Raw genomic sequence first — 15,030 nt, forward strand, 5'->3', positions numbered from 1 at the left:
AAAGCTGAGTAGAAGCTGAACGCCGCTATGATGCGCCGCCCCGCTGTCAGTTGGCTGTCCGGCAGACTGGGGTAAACACCGAACCACCCTCCCCCATGAAGCTGCTGCTGGTCGAAGACGACCTCACGATGCAAACCACGCTGCAACGCACGCTGGGCCGCCGCCGCATCGACGTGCGCGTGTGCGGCGACGGCGCGCTCGCGGTCGCGCAGTGGCAGGCGCTGGAACCCGACGTGGTGGCGCTCGACCTCAACCTGCCGAACCTCGACGGCCTGCAGGTGCTCGCGCAGGCGCGCGCCGCCGGGCTGCGCACGCCGGTGCTGCTGCTGACCGCGCGCGGTACCGTGGGCGACCGCATCGTCGGACTCAATGCCGGCGCCGACGACTACCTGCCCAAGCCTTTCGACCTCGACGAGCTGGAAGCACGGTTGCGCGCCCTGCGACGGCGCCATGCCGATGCAGGCAGCGCCATGCCCGACGGGCCGCGGCCCGTGGGCGGCCTGCGCTACGAAGCCGACAGCGGCGCAATCTACCACCGCGCCGACGTGCTGGAGCTCACGCCGCGCGAGCTCGCGCTGCTCAAGGCGCTGATGATGAACCCGGGCCATGCGGTCTCGAAGGAACGGCTGTTCGAGCTCGTGTTCCCGGGCGAAGCCGACGTGCAGTACGAAGCCGTGGAGGTGGTGGTGTACCGGCTGCGCAAGAAGCTCGCGGGCACCGGCACGCTGCTCATGACGTTGCGCGGGCTGGGCTACCTCCTGCGCGAAGAGAAGCCGTGATGCGCGCACGCGCGTCCTCGCTGCGCGCGCGACTGCTGCTCGGCATCCTGGTCCCGGTCGCCGTCGTGATCGCCATCAACAGCGTGAGCCTGTACCGGCAGAGCCTGGCCGCCGCCACCCTGGCCTACGACCGCACGCTGCTGGCCTCGGCCAAGACCATCGGTGAGCAGCTCGACGTGGTGGGCTACGACGATGCCGCGGTGCTGCGTGCCGTGGTGCCCTACTCCGCGCTCGAGGCCTTCGAGGCCGACAACCAGAGCCGCATGTACTACCGCGTCTCCAGCATGCGCGGCGAGATGATTTCCGGCTTCGACGAGCTGCCCTTCTGGCGTGGGCAGCTGCCGATCCGGCCGCCCTATGCCTCGCTGGTCGATTTCTACGACGCCGAGTTTCGCGAACACCCGGTGCGCGTGGCGGTGCTGCTGCAGCCGGTGGCGAGCTCGACCGGCCGCGGCATGGCGGTGGTGCAGGTGGCCGAGACGCTGGAGCTGCGCGAGACGCTGGCGCGCAAGCTGCTGCTCGACACCCTCTGGCGGCAGGCCGTGCTGCTGGGCGTGATCGCCGCGGTGACCGCGCTGGTGGTGCAGCGTGCCACGCGCGCGGTGCGCACGCTGGGCGAGGCCATCGAGGCACGGCCGGCCGACGACCTGTCGCCCATCGATGCGGCCGGCGCACCGCGCGAGCTGCGCCCGCTGGTCGAGGCCACCACCCGCGTGATGGGCCGGCTGCAGGCGCTGCTCGACCACCAGAAGCGCTTCGTGCGCGACAGCGCCCACCAGTTGCGCACGCCGCTGGCCGTGCTCACGGCCCAGGTCCAGTCGGCCCGCCGCGGCGACGTGCCGGCCGAGCAGGCGCTCGACGAGATCGCCGGCACGGTGCGCCGCGCCACGCTGCTGGCCAACCAGATGCTGTCGCTGGCCAAGGTAGAGCAGCTGCGCCAGCAGCCCGAATCGAGCACGCTGGATTTCGGCGACATCGTGCGCCAGGTGGCGCTCGACATCTCGCCGCTGATCGCCGACAGCGCGCTCGATTTCGACCTCGACGCCATGGCCGTGCCGGTGCACGCGCACCGATGGATGCTGCAGGAACTCTCGCGCAACCTGCTGCACAACGCCATCAAGCACAGCCCGGCGGGCGGCGAACTCTCGGTGCAGGTGCGCGCCGACGGCGACCACGCCGTGCTGCGCGTGCGCGATGCGGGCCCGGGCATCTCGTCGGACCTGCGGCAGCGTCTGTTCGCGCCCTTCGCGGCCGGCGACATGGCCAGCGGCTCCGGGCTGGGCCTGACGATCTGCCGCGAAATCGTGCACGCGCTTCAGGGAAGGATCACACTGGACAATCGTGTGACCGACGGCCGCGTCGTCGGCCTCGATGCCGTCGTGCATCTGCCGCTGGACAAAGGATAAGGACAGGAATGGACCGTTTGCGCATCGACAAGTGGCTCTGGGCCGCGCGCTTCTACAAGACCCGGTCGCTGGCCGCCGAGGAAATCGGCAAGAACCGGGTGCAGGTCAACGGCGACGTGGCCAAGGCCTCGCGCGAGGTCAAGGCCGGCGACACCGTGGCGCTACGCCAGGGTCCGACCCAGCGCATCGTGCGGGTCCTGGCTGTCAGCGGCCAGCGCGGTCCGGCGCCGGTGGCGCAACAGCTCTACGAAGAAACACCCGAGAGCCTGGCGGCGCAGGCCGCGGCACGCGAACAGCGGCGCCTGGGCAGCGAACCGGCGCTGAGCATCGAGCAGGGCCGCCCGACCAAGAAGGAACGGCGCCATCTCGACGAGGCTTCGCGCAGCTGGGGCTCGCGCTGGAGCGCGGCCATCGACGACAAGGACGTCTGATCCTTCCGCCCTCTTGCGGTGGGGCCGGATGGATGGAACAGCCAGCGCCCTTTGCGCTAGGCCAAACGGCGTATTGAAGCGAGAAAAAAGGCGGCGCAGACTGCGTTCGCCAGCCCATGCCGGGCTCCGTTCGAGGAACACACCATGCAAACGCTCACACAGGCAGAGTTTTTGGCCCTCTGGTTCGCACTGGCCGTGGTGGGACTCGGCGCGGTGATCGCATTTGCCCTTCCGAACGGTCCCTTGACGGATGCCCTGGCTCGTCGCGTCAGGCGGTCGATCGCCACGCTTCAGGAAGGCTCGTCGACATAGCCGCTGAGGCGCGTCGCGTTCTCATCGCCGCGCCGTGGCCGCACCACGAATCGTGCGCGGTCGAGGCAATGGCAACCATTGCCTGCTTCTTGGGGGCGAACGCGGGTCCGCCTGACCCAAGAGCTCCCCCCACCCCACCGTCTCCGCACCCACTCGGCCCGCCGCGCCATCCACCGAAAAAGCCTGAACGCGCTCGGTGAACAAAGCGCGCGGCCGTGAAGAAGTTAACATTGGGTAACAGTTCGTCGCAATCATACTGGTGCGTCAACGGGAGATCTTATGAGTCAGTGGGAATCGGAATTTGCGGAAGCCGTCGCAGCGCTGGAAGCGGCCTACAAGGCCGATCAGCGCGCCTATGACGATCTGCGCGACCCGCTGAAGGCGTCCTGGGCGCTGTTGCCGACCTGGATGTGGCCGGAACCGGACCGCGTCGGCATGATGCTCAAGGCCCGCAATGCGCTGATCGCGGCCGAAGACGGCGTGCGCGAACTGGTCAGGCGCCAGAGCATCGCGGTACGCAACGCGCGCGCGCGGCGGCAGACGATGTACCAGCAGCGGGCGTTTGCACAGACTTCCGCGGGTGAAGTGTCGGCGGCGGGCGAACTGTCCGTGTCGCTCCGTCAGCCGTCCGATGGCCATGCGCCCCCCCTGCGACCGCGGAACGTCTGAAGGTCTTCCCCGTCCGGGCGATGAACCAGGGCCGAGCCGGGCCCGACCGACGGGCGTGGCCCTTTGCCGGGTTACGCAGGCCTACTGGAGCGTGGTGTGCTGCAGGTCGATCGAAGGACTGATGAACAGGGGCGCGACCGCGACGCCCCGGCGCGGCCCGGTCAGGCCGCACACGGCCTGCAACGCGATGTAGCCTGCGGCCAGCGCCGAGTGATAGCTGCTCGCAGGCGCCGCCGCCGAATCGATCGGCTCGTAGATGCCGGCATCGTCGTTTTCTTCCTGAAGCACCCAGAAGTACATGCCGGGCCACGGCTCGTCCACGGTCAATGCAATGCGGCGCAGGTCAGTCGTCATGTCTTTTTCCGGCTTGAAAACAGGGTTTGGCGAGAGGTGATGAGGGTTCGATTGAGGTGAAGGAATAAGTTCACATTTAACAATCGATGACACACCTTGCCGACATGTCGATTAAGCCGTTCTTTTGCGCTGGCGTGTGCTTTTTGAGACGCAGCCTGCGCCGTATTCGGTGACAAATCCCGCGTTTTTCAATAGGCCTTGATTCTCTTTACGCGGCCTCAGCGGGCGGAGCCATCGGGCTGCCGGCCTCGTCGAAGGTGGGTGCCATGCCCGCGGCCGCGCGCACGGCCAGGACCGATGCCACGGCCGCATCGTGGTCAGCGAAGCCTTGCGTGCTGCGCGCGAAGAGCGCGTTGTCGTGTTTCGACCGAAGCTCCCAGAACCATTGATTCCCCGAGACGTTGTGGACCACGAACTGCATGACATCTCCTCGTGAACAAGTCGCCGAGTGTCTGTGCAAAGCCGGTCGCGCGACACCCGCCCGAGGGCCTTTTCCGGCAGTTTCTTGCGTTAAGTCAAGCTTTTTTCGCGATGTCCGGGCGCGTTTCGCTCAGGCAGCCGGGACGGTCTGCCACCGGCTGGCGCAGTCCTGCGCCAGCAATGGGCGGCTGAAGTAGAAGCCCTGCACCAGACGGCAGCCGATGGACCGGACGAAGGCGAGGTGCTCGAGCGTCTCGACGCCCTCCGCGATGACCCCCAGCTCGAGCTCCTCCGCCAGCCTGCAGATGGCACGCACGATCACCGCATTGCGCGGATCGCCGTGCCCGGCCTGCATGAAGGACTGGTCGATCTTGATCTTGTCGAGTTCGAAACGCCGCAGGTAGCTCAGCGAGGCAAAGCCGGTCCCGAAATCGTCGAGCGCCACCTGCACGCCCAGGCTCCGGAAGCGGCTGATGATGCCGGCCGCGTTGTTGTGCAGCAGAACGCTCTCGGTGATCTCGAAGATCACCCGTTCGGGCCGGATCGCGAAGCGCACCAGCGCCCGTTCCACGAACAGGCAGAACGTGGCATCGGCGAACTGCCGGGCCGAGAGGTTGATCGAGATGAAGACGTCGTCGGGCCAGGTGGCGGCGTCGCGGAAGGCCTCCTCGACCACCCAACGGCCGATGGAAACGATCTGGCCGCTGCGCTCGGCAACCGGGATGAAATCGCCCGGCGACACATGGCCCAGTTCGGGGTGCGTCCACCGCAGCAGCGCCTCGAAGCCGACGGTGCGACCGCTGTCGATGTCGACGATGGGCTGGAAGCGTAGATGGAATTCCGACCGGCTCTGGGCCTCCGGCAGCCCCTGGCGCAGCTTCTGCTCGCGCAGTGCCCGGTCGCGCATCGCGGGATCGAAGACCAGGTGGCGCGCCCGCCCGGCGCCCTTCGCCGCGTAGAGCGCGATGTCGGCGCTTTTCATCAGGACCCCGGCGTCGTCGAGCTGACCCGACATCTTGAAGGCGATGCCCATGCTGGCCGTTGCCGTCAGATGGGCCTCGCCCACGTCGAAGGGCACCGTCAGGGCCTTCGCGATGCGCTCGCAGCAGGCTTCGGCCTCCTCGCCCGCACGGCCGCCCAGGAAGACGATCGCGAACTCGTCGCCACCCAAGCGCGCCACCAGTTGCCCACGGTCGACGACCTCGGCCAGCCGCGCCGCGAACTGGATCAGGAAGACGTCGCCGGCGTCATGCCCGAAGCGGTCGTTGATGTCCTTGAAATGGTCGATGTCGAGCAGCACGATCGCACAGGCCCCGCCGGGCGGCTGGCTGGCCAGCGCGACATTGAAGCCGTGCCGATTCAACACGCCCGTCAAGGCGTCGTGCCGCGCATCGCGGTCCGAAAGGCGCTTCAGCCGCAGCACGAAGACCATCAGCGCCAGGCCGATCAGCACCAGCACCACCACGATGAGCGATACACCGGCGATGACCCGGCCGAGGCTCTCCTGCTTGCGCGCGATGTTGTCGGTCAGCACGGTCTGTGCGCTCGAGGCCAGCCGCAGGATGCGGCCGTTCAGCGGCAGCAGTTCGCTCAGCACCTCGCGCGCCGCCGACGGCTCGCCCAGGTCGGCCAGCCGGGGCTCCACGCGACGGATCGTCGTCACTGCGTTCGCGTACTCGGCGGCGCCCTCCGGCACCTGGGTCAGCGCCGCGAAGGTCTCGCTGTTGCGGATGATCTCGAGGCGGTTGAGCAGGATCTGGTAGCGCAGTTCGACTTCGGCCTGGGTCGTCTGCGAGCCCGGCAGAAAGCGCTCGGCCACCGACAGCTCGAAGCGGAACAGCTCGGCCGAGAGCTGCCCGCTCTCGATCGTGATGTTGAAGCGCGTCGATTGCGAACTCCACATCAGGTAATTGGCCAGCGTGACCGTCACCGCGATGCCTGCCACCACCAGCACCACCACCGCCATCAGCAGGCTTCGAAAGCGGCGCGGAGGTCTCAAGGTCGCGATCCTCTCTGGAACCAGCGAGGGCGCACCCGGATGACCGCGACGACCGTCGCCCCGCTGCCCTGACATGGCGATCGCAGAGGCAGGGCCGAGGCACGCAAGCGCATCATTCGCATGCGCCTAGAGAACGTCGATCTGGCACAGCTGCCAGACCGCGTAGATGTAGAAGCTGTCGGAGCGCAGCCTGGAGTCGCGGTCGAAGGGAAAGACCACGAAGATCGGGCCCTTGTCCGAGATCGGCAACGCGGCGCCATCCTTCGCGATGGCCAGGATCGCGCCGTTGCGGGCCAGGTCGTCGATGTCGGCCACCACCGCGTAGTCGTTGAGCGCGATCAACCGCATGCGCGTGCCCTTGGCCTTGAGCGTCGACAGGAAGGTGCCCACCGCCACGCCGCTGTAGGTGACCGGTGTCCTGTTCCAGGGCGTGGCCGTCTTGAAGGCGGTCTGCGGCATGGCCTGCAGCGCCTCGAGGTCGAAGCGCCGGTTGCCTGCGGCGTCGGCGCCATCGATGGCACCGCGCACCAGCAGGATCGGCGCCCCGGCGATCGATGGTCCCGACAAGCCGAGCGCCAAGGCGGAAGACCCCGCGAGAAAGGCGCGCCGACTGACAGTTCTCATCATCGTGTTCTCCGAAAAAGGCCCGGTGGTGCCACCATACATCGGCAACCCCGGAAGCGGAGACATCGTTTGCACTGAAGCATCCAGCCCGATGGCATAGGGCCTGTTCACACTATTTCCGGGCGACCCCGGAAATAGGGTGAACAGGCCCTAAACGATGAACGATTCTATGGAGACACAGGGCCGGCGGCGCCCTGCTCAGACGGGATCGAAGACCTGGTCCTTGAACTGTTCCCGCAGCTTGGTCTTGAGCAGCTTGCCGGTCGCGGTGTGCGGCAGCGCATCGACGAAGGCGACGTGGTCGGGCAGCCACCATTTCGCAACCCGCTGCGCGAGGAAAGCCTGCAGTTCGGCACCGCTCACCTCGGCGCCCGCGCGCTTGACGATCACCAGCAGCGGCCGCTCCTGCCACTTGGGATGCGGGATGCCTATGACGGCCGCCTCGGCCACCGCCGGATGCGCATTGGCCGCGTTCTCGAGGTCGATCGACGAGATCCACTCGCCGCCCGACTTGATCACGTCCTTGGCGCGGTCCACCAGTTGCACATAGCCGTCGGTGTCGACCGTCGCCACATCGCCGGTCGGGAAGTAGCCTTCGGTGTCGAGCACCGCGCCGCCCTCGCTCTTGAAATAGCCGCTCGCGATCCACGGGCCGCGCACGTGCAGGTGGCCGAAGGCCTGGCCGTCGTGCGGCAGCCGGCGCCCTTCCTCGTCGACGATCTTGAGCTCCACGCCCCAGACGCCGCGGCCCTGCTTCATCTTGACCGTCGTCTGCGCCTCCTTCGACAGGCCGCGGTGCTTGGGCAGCAGGTTGCCGATCACGCCGATGGGGCTGGTTTCGGTCATGCCCCAGCCCTGCACGAAGTCGGCGCCGAAGTCGCGCTCGAAGCGCTCGATCATGCTGCGCGGCGTGGCCGCACCGCCCACGCCGATGCGCTTCAGGCCCAGCGCCAGCGTGTCGATCTCGGGGTGCGCATCGAAATACTGGAACTGCATCAGCCAGACCGTGGGCACGGCCTGCGAGAAGGTCACCTTCTCGTCGCGCATGAGTTCGTAGAGGCTCTGGCCGTCGAGCTTGGGGCCGGGCATGACCAGCTTGGCGCCCGCCATCGCGGCCGAGTACGGCATGCCCCAGGCGTTGGCGTGGAACATGGGCACGGCCAGCAGCAGCGTCATGCCCGAATTCACGTTGAAGGTGTCGGGCGCGCATTCCATCAGCGAATGCAGCACGGTCGAGCGGTGCGAATACAGCACGCCCTTGGGGTTGCCGGTGGTGCCCGAGGTGTAGCACAGCGACGAAGCGGTGCGCTCGTCGAACTCGGGCCAGGTGTAGTCCTCGCTCTGCGCGGCGATCAGCTCCTCGTAGCACAGCAAATTGGGCAGATCGATCGCGGGCATGTGTTCGCGGTCGGTCATGGCCACGAAGGTGTGGACGGTCTTGAGCGCGGGCGCGAGCTGCGCGACCAGCGCCGCGAAGGAGATGTCGAAGAACAGCACCTGGTCTTCGGCATGGTTGACGATGTAGTCGATCTGCTCCGGGAACAGCCGCGGATTCACCGTGTGCAGCACAGCGCCCGTGCCAGAAACGCCGTAGTACAGCTCGAGGTGACGGTGCGTGTTCCAGGCCAGCGTGCCCACGCGCTGGCCGGGCGTGATGCCCAGCGCCTGCATCGCGTTGGCCACGCGCTTGGCGCGGCGCTGCACCTCGCGGTAGTTGGTGCGGTGCACCGGGCCTTCGACGGTGCGCGCGACGATCTCGGTCTCCGGGTGGAAGGTGGCCGCGTGATCGATCAGCGACGAGATCATCAGCGGGCGGTCCTGCATCAGTCCGAGCATTCTTGTGTCTCCGGTGGTTCTTGGAAAGGCGCTTACTTCACGGCGATCGACTGGCCCATCGGCTCGAATTCCTTGCCGTTGAAGCGCACCAGTTGCAGGGTGCTGAACGGCCAATAGTCGGTGCTCGATGTGTTGAGCGCCACGCCGGGCAGCAGCATGCCCGTGCTCACCGACTTGAGGCTGGTGGCCTGCTTCAACACGTTCTCGCGCGTCAGGTTGTCGCCTGCCGCCTTCAGCACCTGTTCCATCGCCTGCGCCACGCCGTAGCCGTACACGCCGGCGGCGTTGGTCACGTCCTGGTCCGGGGCGTACTTCTTCATGAAGGCCAGGAATTCCCTGGTGGCCGGATCGTCGGCCCAGCGCGGCTGCGTCGCGTCCTTGAAGAAGGCCATGGCCATGATGCCGTTGGACTTGTCCAGGCCGGCCGGCTCCAGCGTCATCTTCACGTAGGCCGACACATAGGTCAGGTACTGCTGCTTGGGGCGCCAACCGATGTCGTAGACCTTGCGGATCGCCTGCGCGGCAAAGCGTGCGGTGGCGAAGTTGACGAACACGTCGGCGCCCGACGCCTGCAGCATGATGATCTGCGAGTCGACCGTCGGGTCGGCGATCTCGAACGAGGCCTCGCCGACGATCATCGACGCGGCCTTGTCGCCCAGGCCCTTCTTGAGGCCCTTGAGCAGGTCCTTGCCGAAATCGTCGTTCTGGTAGAGCACGGCGATCTTCGCGCCGGGCATCGTCTTCAGGATGTTCTTCGCGTAGAGGCTGCCCTCCCCCTCGTAGCTCGGCATGTAGGGCGTGGTCCAGGGATTGTTCTTCGGGTCGTTGAAGCGGTCCGCACCCACACCCAGCAGGAGGTGCGGCACCTTCTTCGCGTTCATGTACCGCATGATGGCCGCATTGGACGCGGAGCCCAGGTTGCCGTAGACGGCGAGCACCTCGTCCTGCTCGACCAGCTTGCGCACCACCTCGGTGGTGCGCGGCGGCGTGTACTGGTCGTCGTAGCTGATCAGCGTGACCTTGCGGCCGTTGATCCCGCCCTTGTCGTTGACCATCTTGAAGTAGGCCTCGTTGACCTTGCCGACGATGCCGTACGACGAAACCGGGCCGCTGTAGGGCATGGCCATGCCGAGCTTGATTTCGGTGTCGGAGGCGCCGGTGTCGTACTTCTTCTGCGCGAATGCCGCGCCGCAGCCCAGCAGGAAGGCCGTGCCGGTCAGCAGCAGCGCGGCACGCCGATGGAGGGTGTGAATCGGATGTGTCATGTCGTTCTCCAGGCTCAACGGCCCATCACCGGACCGAAGGGCTCGTAGTGCGTGCCGGTGAAGCGCAGCAGCTGCATGCGCTCGATCGGGTAGAAGTCGTCGGCGGCAGTCTTGACGTCGATGCCCGGGTAGAGCATGGGCAGCGTGAGCTGCAGGTTGGCCGAGATCTTCATGATGTTCTCGCGCGTGAGGTTGTCACCCGCCTTGCGCAGCACGGCTTCCAGCGTCTGGGCCGACGAGTAGCCCAGCACGTTGAGCGAATCCGTCATGTCGCCGCCCGGGTAGTACTTGGCCATGAAGGCCTTGTAGTCGTCGAATTCCTTGGTGTTCTTCCAGCGCTCGTCGGCCGGGTCGCGCAGGTAGGTGGCAGAGATCACGCCCTGGGCGTTCTCGTAGCCGGCCGGCTTGATCACCGCCGAGACCGACACCGACACGCTCGACAGGTACTGCGTCGGCTTCCAGCCGATGTCGGCCGCCTTGCGGATCGCCTGCGCCGCGAACTTGGGCGTGGTGATGCTGAAGAAGGTGTCGGCGCCGGAGGCCTTGAGGTTGACCATCTGGCTGTCGATGGTCGGGTCGGTCACCTCGTAGGTCGACTGCGCCACCACCATGCGCTTGGCCTTGTCGCCCAGCCCGTCGAGGAAGCCCTTGAGGAAGTCCTTCCCGAAGTCGTCGTTCTGCATCAGGACCGCGATCTTCGCGTCGGGCTTGGTCTTCAGGATGTGCTCGGCGTAGATCAGGCCCTCGGTCTGGTAGGTCGGCTGCCAGCCCATGGTCCAGGGAAAGTCCTTGGGGTCGCCGAAGCGCGTGGCGCCCGTGGCCACGAAGAGCTGCGGCACCTTCTTGGCGTTCATGTAGCGGCGGATCGCCATGTTGTGCGCCGTGCCCAGCGGGCCGAAGAGCACCAGCACCTCGTCCTGCTCGACCAGCTTGCGCGCCTGTTCGACGGTCTTGGACGGCGTGTAGGCGTCGTCGAGCGAGATGAACTCCACCTTGCGGCCGTTGATGCCCCCTTCGGCATTGATCTTGGCGAACCAGGCGCTGGCGGCCTTGCCGATCGTGCCGTAGGCCGAGACCGGGCCCGAGTATGGAACGATGTGGCCGATCTTGATCGTGGTGTCGGTGGCGCCGGTGTCGTAGCGCTTCTGCGCGTGCGCGGCGAACACCGCGACCACGCCGAGCAGCAGCGCGGCACCGGTGCGCACGAAGCCCTTCGACGGGCGGGATGGGAATACGGGCATGACGGTCTCCTGGGTTTTTCTGTTGCGCCACGGTCGGCGTCGGGACGGATCGTAGGCAGCCGCTTCGGCCGGCGGCATCGTCGGAAAGGACGATTGAGAGGCCCGGGCCTTGGTCCTAGCATGGGCCGCACAACAGCCAGACCAGAGACAAGCCGCAGGCCCGCGCCTGCCGCCACCACAGCCGATGAACCTCAGCCCGAACCCGCGCCACGAAGCCTTCCGCCAGGAGATCCGCGCCTTCCTCCGGACCCACGGCCACCTCTCGGCCACGGCCCCGACCGCGCAACGCCCGCCCGCCGCCGCGCTGGCGTGGCAGCGCCTGCTGCTCGAACACGGCTACGCGGGCCGCACCGTGCCGCGCGAATACGGCGGCCATGGCGCCGCGCCCGACGTGATGGAGGCCCACCTGATCACCGAGGAGTTCACGCGTGCCGGCGCCGCCCCGCCCATGGGCAACCAGGGCATCTCGATGCTGGTGCCCACGCTGCTCGAGTTGAGCACCGAGGCGCAGCGGCGCGAATGGATCGCGCCCACGCTGCGCGGCGAGGTGCTCTGGTGCCAGGGTTATTCCGAGCCCGGCGCGGGCTCCGACCTGGCGGCGCTGCAGACCCGCGCCACCGAGGACGGCGACGACTTCCTGATCAACGGCCAGAAGATCTGGACCTCGACCGCGCACGTGGCCGACATGATCTTCTGCCTGGTTCGCACCGAGCCCGGCGCGGCCAAGCACGCGGGCATCAGCTACCTGCTGTTCTCGATGAAGACGCCGGGCATCGAGGTGCGCCCGCTCAGGACCATGACCGGCCACGCCGAGTTCAACGAGGTCTTCTTCACCGACGTGCGCGTGCCGCAACACCAGATCGTCGGCCAGCGCGGCGAAGGCTGGAAGGTGGCCAACGCCACGCTCAAGCACGAGCGCGGTTCGCTCGGCAATGCCGCGGTCACGACCCAGCGCTACCAGGAACTGGTCGAACTGATGCAGGCCGAGACGGTCGACGGCACGCGGCTGATCGACCTGCCGGTGCTGCGCGATCGCCTGATGCGGCTGCAGGGCCAGGTGCTGGCGCAGAAGTGCCACGGCCTGCGGCTGCTCACCGCGGCCGCGGCAGGCGAAGACCTGGGCCTGGCCGCGCTGGTGGTCAAGCTGCAGGGCTGCGAGCTGCGCCACCAGCTGGCCGGGCTGGCCATCGACGCGCTGGGCGAGCTCGGCCTGCTGATGCACGGCAGCCCGCACCTGCGCGCGCAGGCCATCTGGCAGGAGCGCTACATGTTCGACCTCGGCCTGATCATCGGCGGCGGCACCGCGCAGATCCAGAAAAACATCATCGCGGAGCGCGGCCTCGACATGCCGCGTGAGCCGCGCCTGGCCGCCTGACGCGCACGGAGACATCACCCCCATGGAATTCGCCCTCTCCCCCGACCAGCGCGCCCTGCAGGACAGCGTGCGCCGCAGCCTCGAACGCGCCTGCCCGCTCGAGCGCGTGCGCGCCGTGGCCGCCACCGACAAGCCCTTCGACCCCGCGGTCTGGCAGACGCTCTGCGAGATCGGCGTGCCCGCGCTGCTGGTGCCCGAAGCGCATGGGGGCCTCGGCCTCTCGCTGCTCGATGCCGCTTTGGTGGCCGAAGAACTGGGCCGCCATGTGGCACCCGTGCCCTTCCTCGGCAGCGCGGTGCTCGCTCCGCTGGCGCTGCGCGAGGCCGGCAGCGCGGCACAGCAGGCCGAATGGCTGCCGCGCCTGGCCAGCGGCGAATGCATCGCGGGCGTGGCCATCGCCGAAAGCGTGGCCGGTGCGCGCGACGGCGCGGGCGTGCGGGCCGGCGATGGCCGGCTGAACGGCAGCGCGCTGTTCGTGCTCGACGCCGCGCAGGCCGATGTCTTCGTCGTGGCCGACCGCGGCGGCGCCCTGCACCTGGTCGCAGCCGATGCACCGGGTTTGCAACGCACGGCCCTGCGCAGCATCGACGCGACCCGCCCGCTGGGCGAGCTGGTGTTCGACAACGTGCCCGCGCAGGCCCTGCCCGACGCCACGCCCGCCACGCTGGCGCGGCTGCGCAGCGCCGCCTGGGCCCTGCTCGCAGCCGACACGCTGGGCGCGGGCTGGGCCATGATCGACCAGGCCGTCGCGTATGCGAAGGAACGTCGGCAGTTCGGCCGCGTGATCGGCTCCTTCCAGGCGGTGAAGCACCTGTGTGCCGAAATGGCCGCGGGCCTGGAGCCCGGCCGCGCGCTGGTCTGGTACGCGGCCCATGCCTTCGATGCGCTGCCCGACGAGGCCGAGCTGCTGTCGGCACATGCCAAGGCCCACCTGTCGGAGATCGGCACCTTCGTCGCGCGCACCGCCACCGAGGTGCATGGCGGCATGGGCATCACCGACCTGCTGGGCCTGCACTTCTGGTTCAAGCGCGTCGGGTTCAACCGCCAGGTCCTGGGTGGACCCGAGCGGCTGCGGCAACGCGCCGCGCAACTCCAAGATTCAGCAGCAACGAAGGAAACAACATGACATCGCCCCGCATGCTCGAAGGCCTGCGCGTCACCGACCTCACGACGGTGATCTTCGGCCCCTACTGCACGCAGATCCTGGCCGACCTCGGTGCCGAGGTGATCAAGGTCGAACCGCCCGAGGGCGACAGCATCCGCGTCATCGGCACGCCGCCGCACACGCCGCTCATGAGCCCGGTGCACCTGCGGCTCAACCGCGGCAAGCGCTCGGTCGACTGGGACCTGAAAAGCGAGGCCGGCCGCGCCGCGATGCACCGGCTGATCGAGACCAGCGACATCTTCATCCACAACGTGCGCAGCGACGCCATCGCGCGCGCCGGACTGTCGTACGAAGAGGTGCGCGCGATCCGGCCCGACGTGATCTACGTGCACTGCACCGGCTTCGACCAGCGCGGCCCCTACGCCAAGCTGCAGGCCTACGACGACATCATCCAGGCCGCCTCGGGCGTGGCCTCGCTGCCGCCGCGCGTGGACGGCAACCCGCAGCCGCGCTATGTGCCGATGACCATGGCCGACAAGGTCTCGGGCCTGCACGCGGCCTATGCGGTGCTGGCCGCGGTGATCCACCGGCTGCGCACCGGCGAGGGCCAGAAGGTCGAGGTGCCGATGTTCGAGTCGGTCACCAGCTTCAACCTGGTCGAACACCTGTGCGACATGACCTTCGTGCCGCCCACCGGCCCCTCGTGCTACCCGCGCCAGGTCGACCCCACGCGCCAGCCGATGAAGACCCGCGACGGCTACCTCGCGCTCGCGCCGTACCTCGACGAGCGCTGGGTGCGCTTCTTCGAGGCCACCGGCCATCCCGAGGTGCTGCAGCAGCCGCAGTTCGCCGACAAGGCGCTGCGCCGGAAGAACACCAGCCGCATGTACGAGGCCGCGGCCGCGATCCTGCCCGAGCGCGGCACCGACGAGTGGCTGGAGATCCTGCGCCAGGCCAACGTCCCGGCCATGCGCGTCAACGACATCGACGACCTGCCCACCGACCCTCAACTGCAGGCCACAGGCCTGTTCCGCCAGCGCACCCATCCTACCGAGGGCGAGTATCTCGAGGTGCGCCCGCCGGTGCAGTTCTCGGCCTTCGACTACGCCGAGCTCGGCCATGCCGCCGCGTCGGGTCAGCACAGCGCCGAGGTCGCGGCCGAGCTGGGCGTCGTGATGCCCGCGCGCGACGCACCCTGACATCCCCTCTTCCAT

15 protein-coding genes are annotated in these 15,030 nt (G+C 67.9%); 8 read left to right on the forward strand and 7 right to left on the reverse strand.

The window, feature by feature from the left end; translation table 11 throughout:
- Nucleotides 1-95: 95 nt before the first annotated feature.
- The 5 genes from ACSFBC_RS01845 to ACSFBC_RS01865 all read left to right on the forward strand — a co-directional run bounded on the left by ACSFBC_RS01845 (nt 96) and on the right by ACSFBC_RS01865 (nt 3,597).
- Nucleotides 96-779, forward strand: a complete 684-nt coding sequence (locus ACSFBC_RS01845; protein WP_435508601.1) for a response regulator — start codon at nt 96-98, stop codon at nt 777-779.
- A complete protein-coding gene (locus ACSFBC_RS01850; protein ID WP_435508602.1) occupies nt 779-2,185 on the forward strand; it encodes a sensor histidine kinase in 1,407 nt (468 codons plus the stop codon). Before ACSFBC_RS01845 ends, ACSFBC_RS01850 begins: the two co-directional genes overlap by 1 nt.
- An 8-nt stretch (nt 2,186-2,193) precedes the next feature.
- Entirely contained in the window at nt 2,194-2,616 is a 423-nt protein-coding gene (locus tag ACSFBC_RS01855) for an RNA-binding S4 domain-containing protein (protein WP_435508603.1), read from the forward strand.
- Between the two features lie 144 nt (nt 2,617-2,760).
- Nucleotides 2,761-2,928 (forward strand): hypothetical protein, encoded by a 168-nt coding sequence (locus tag ACSFBC_RS01860; protein ID WP_435508604.1) that lies wholly within the window; start codon nt 2,761-2,763, stop codon nt 2,926-2,928.
- Between the two features lie 279 nt (nt 2,929-3,207).
- Entirely contained in the window at nt 3,208-3,597 is a 390-nt protein-coding gene (locus ACSFBC_RS01865; protein ID WP_435508605.1) for a hypothetical protein, read from the forward strand.
- A gap of 81 nt (nt 3,598-3,678) precedes the next feature.
- On the opposite strand, the gene ACSFBC_RS01870 is transcribed toward ACSFBC_RS01865, so the two are convergent.
- The 7 genes from ACSFBC_RS01870 to ACSFBC_RS01900 form a co-directional block, all read right to left on the reverse strand.
- Nucleotides 3,679-3,951: a hypothetical protein gene (locus ACSFBC_RS01870; protein WP_435508606.1), complete on the reverse strand. Its 273-nt coding sequence runs from the start codon at nt 3,949-3,951 to the stop codon at nt 3,679-3,681.
- Between the two features lie 208 nt (nt 3,952-4,159).
- A complete protein-coding gene (locus ACSFBC_RS01875) occupies nt 4,160-4,372 on the reverse strand; it encodes a hypothetical protein (protein WP_435508607.1) in 213 nt (70 codons plus the stop codon).
- 129 nt (nt 4,373-4,501) lie between these two features.
- Nucleotides 4,502-6,370, reverse strand: a complete 1,869-nt coding sequence (locus ACSFBC_RS01880) for a putative bifunctional diguanylate cyclase/phosphodiesterase (protein WP_435508608.1) — start codon at nt 6,368-6,370, stop codon at nt 4,502-4,504.
- 126 nt (nt 6,371-6,496) lie between these two features.
- The gene (locus tag ACSFBC_RS01885; RefSeq protein ID WP_435508609.1) at nt 6,497-6,997 is read right to left on the reverse strand and encodes a putative pterin-binding protein; all 501 of its coding nucleotides are present in this window, start codon (nt 6,995-6,997) and stop codon (nt 6,497-6,499) included.
- Nucleotides 6,998-7,192: 195 nt separating this feature from the next.
- Complete coding sequence (locus tag ACSFBC_RS01890) at nt 7,193-8,830, reverse strand: long-chain-fatty-acid--CoA ligase (RefSeq protein ID WP_435508610.1); 1,638 nt, start codon at nt 8,828-8,830, stop codon at nt 7,193-7,195.
- 32 nt (nt 8,831-8,862) lie between these two features.
- Nucleotides 8,863-10,095: an ABC transporter substrate-binding protein gene (locus tag ACSFBC_RS01895; protein WP_435508611.1), complete on the reverse strand. Its 1,233-nt coding sequence runs from the start codon at nt 10,093-10,095 to the stop codon at nt 8,863-8,865.
- 14 nt (nt 10,096-10,109) lie between these two features.
- On the reverse strand, nt 10,110-11,336 hold the full coding sequence (locus ACSFBC_RS01900) for an ABC transporter substrate-binding protein (RefSeq protein ID WP_435508612.1): 1,227 nt from the start codon (nt 11,334-11,336) through the stop codon (nt 10,110-10,112).
- 184 nt (nt 11,337-11,520) lie between these two features.
- On the opposite strand from ACSFBC_RS01900, the gene ACSFBC_RS01905 reads away from it, so the two are divergent.
- Genes ACSFBC_RS01905 through ACSFBC_RS01915 form a run of 3 tightly spaced genes read left to right on the forward strand, consistent with a single transcriptional unit; the run spans nt 11,521 to nt 15,015 of the window.
- Nucleotides 11,521-12,711 (forward strand): acyl-CoA dehydrogenase family protein, encoded by a 1,191-nt coding sequence (locus ACSFBC_RS01905; RefSeq protein WP_435508613.1) that lies wholly within the window; start codon nt 11,521-11,523, stop codon nt 12,709-12,711.
- A 22-nt stretch (nt 12,712-12,733) separates the two neighbouring features.
- Entirely contained in the window at nt 12,734-13,837 is a 1,104-nt protein-coding gene (locus ACSFBC_RS01910; protein ID WP_435508614.1) for an acyl-CoA dehydrogenase family protein, read from the forward strand.
- On the forward strand, nt 13,834-15,015 hold the full coding sequence (locus ACSFBC_RS01915) for a CaiB/BaiF CoA transferase family protein (protein ID WP_435508615.1): 1,182 nt from the start codon (nt 13,834-13,836) through the stop codon (nt 15,013-15,015). The genes ACSFBC_RS01910 and ACSFBC_RS01915 overlap by 4 nt, the downstream gene beginning before the upstream one ends.
- Nucleotides 15,016-15,030 lie beyond the last annotated feature (15 nt).

Source organism: Variovorax frigidus, assembly GCF_051216515.1.
Taxonomy (GTDB): Bacteria; Pseudomonadota; Gammaproteobacteria; order Burkholderiales; family Burkholderiaceae_C; genus Variovorax.

Bases quoted from the DNA above. Each gene is read 5' to 3' on its own strand.
- ACSFBC_RS01845 (WP_435508601.1), top strand. From the start codon at position 96: ATGAAGCTGCTGCTGGTCGAAGACGACCTCACGATGCAAACCACGCTG.
- ACSFBC_RS01850 (WP_435508602.1), top strand. From the start codon at position 779: ATGCGCGCACGCGCGTCCTCGCTGCGCGCGCGACTGCTGCTCGGCATC.
- ACSFBC_RS01855 (WP_435508603.1), top strand. From the start codon at position 2,194: ATGGACCGTTTGCGCATCGACAAGTGGCTCTGGGCCGCGCGCTTCTAC.
- ACSFBC_RS01860 (WP_435508604.1), top strand. From the start codon at position 2,761: ATGCAAACGCTCACACAGGCAGAGTTTTTGGCCCTCTGGTTCGCACTG.
- ACSFBC_RS01865 (WP_435508605.1), top strand. From the start codon at position 3,208: ATGAGTCAGTGGGAATCGGAATTTGCGGAAGCCGTCGCAGCGCTGGAA.
- ACSFBC_RS01870 (WP_435508606.1), bottom strand. From the start codon at position 3,951: ATGACGACTGACCTGCGCCGCATTGCATTGACCGTGGACGAGCCGTGG.
- ACSFBC_RS01875 (WP_435508607.1), bottom strand. From the start codon at position 4,372: ATGCAGTTCGTGGTCCACAACGTCTCGGGGAATCAATGGTTCTGGGAG.
- ACSFBC_RS01885 (WP_435508609.1), bottom strand. From the start codon at position 6,997: ATGATGAGAACTGTCAGTCGGCGCGCCTTTCTCGCGGGGTCTTCCGCC.
- ACSFBC_RS01890 (WP_435508610.1), bottom strand. From the start codon at position 8,830: ATGCTCGGACTGATGCAGGACCGCCCGCTGATGATCTCGTCGCTGATC.
- ACSFBC_RS01895 (WP_435508611.1), bottom strand. From the start codon at position 10,095: ATGACACATCCGATTCACACCCTCCATCGGCGTGCCGCGCTGCTGCTG.
- ACSFBC_RS01900 (WP_435508612.1), bottom strand. From the start codon at position 11,336: ATGCCCGTATTCCCATCCCGCCCGTCGAAGGGCTTCGTGCGCACCGGT.
- ACSFBC_RS01905 (WP_435508613.1), top strand. From the start codon at position 11,521: ATGAACCTCAGCCCGAACCCGCGCCACGAAGCCTTCCGCCAGGAGATC.
- ACSFBC_RS01910 (WP_435508614.1), top strand. From the start codon at position 12,734: ATGGAATTCGCCCTCTCCCCCGACCAGCGCGCCCTGCAGGACAGCGTG.
- ACSFBC_RS01915 (WP_435508615.1), top strand. From the start codon at position 13,834: ATGACATCGCCCCGCATGCTCGAAGGCCTGCGCGTCACCGACCTCACG.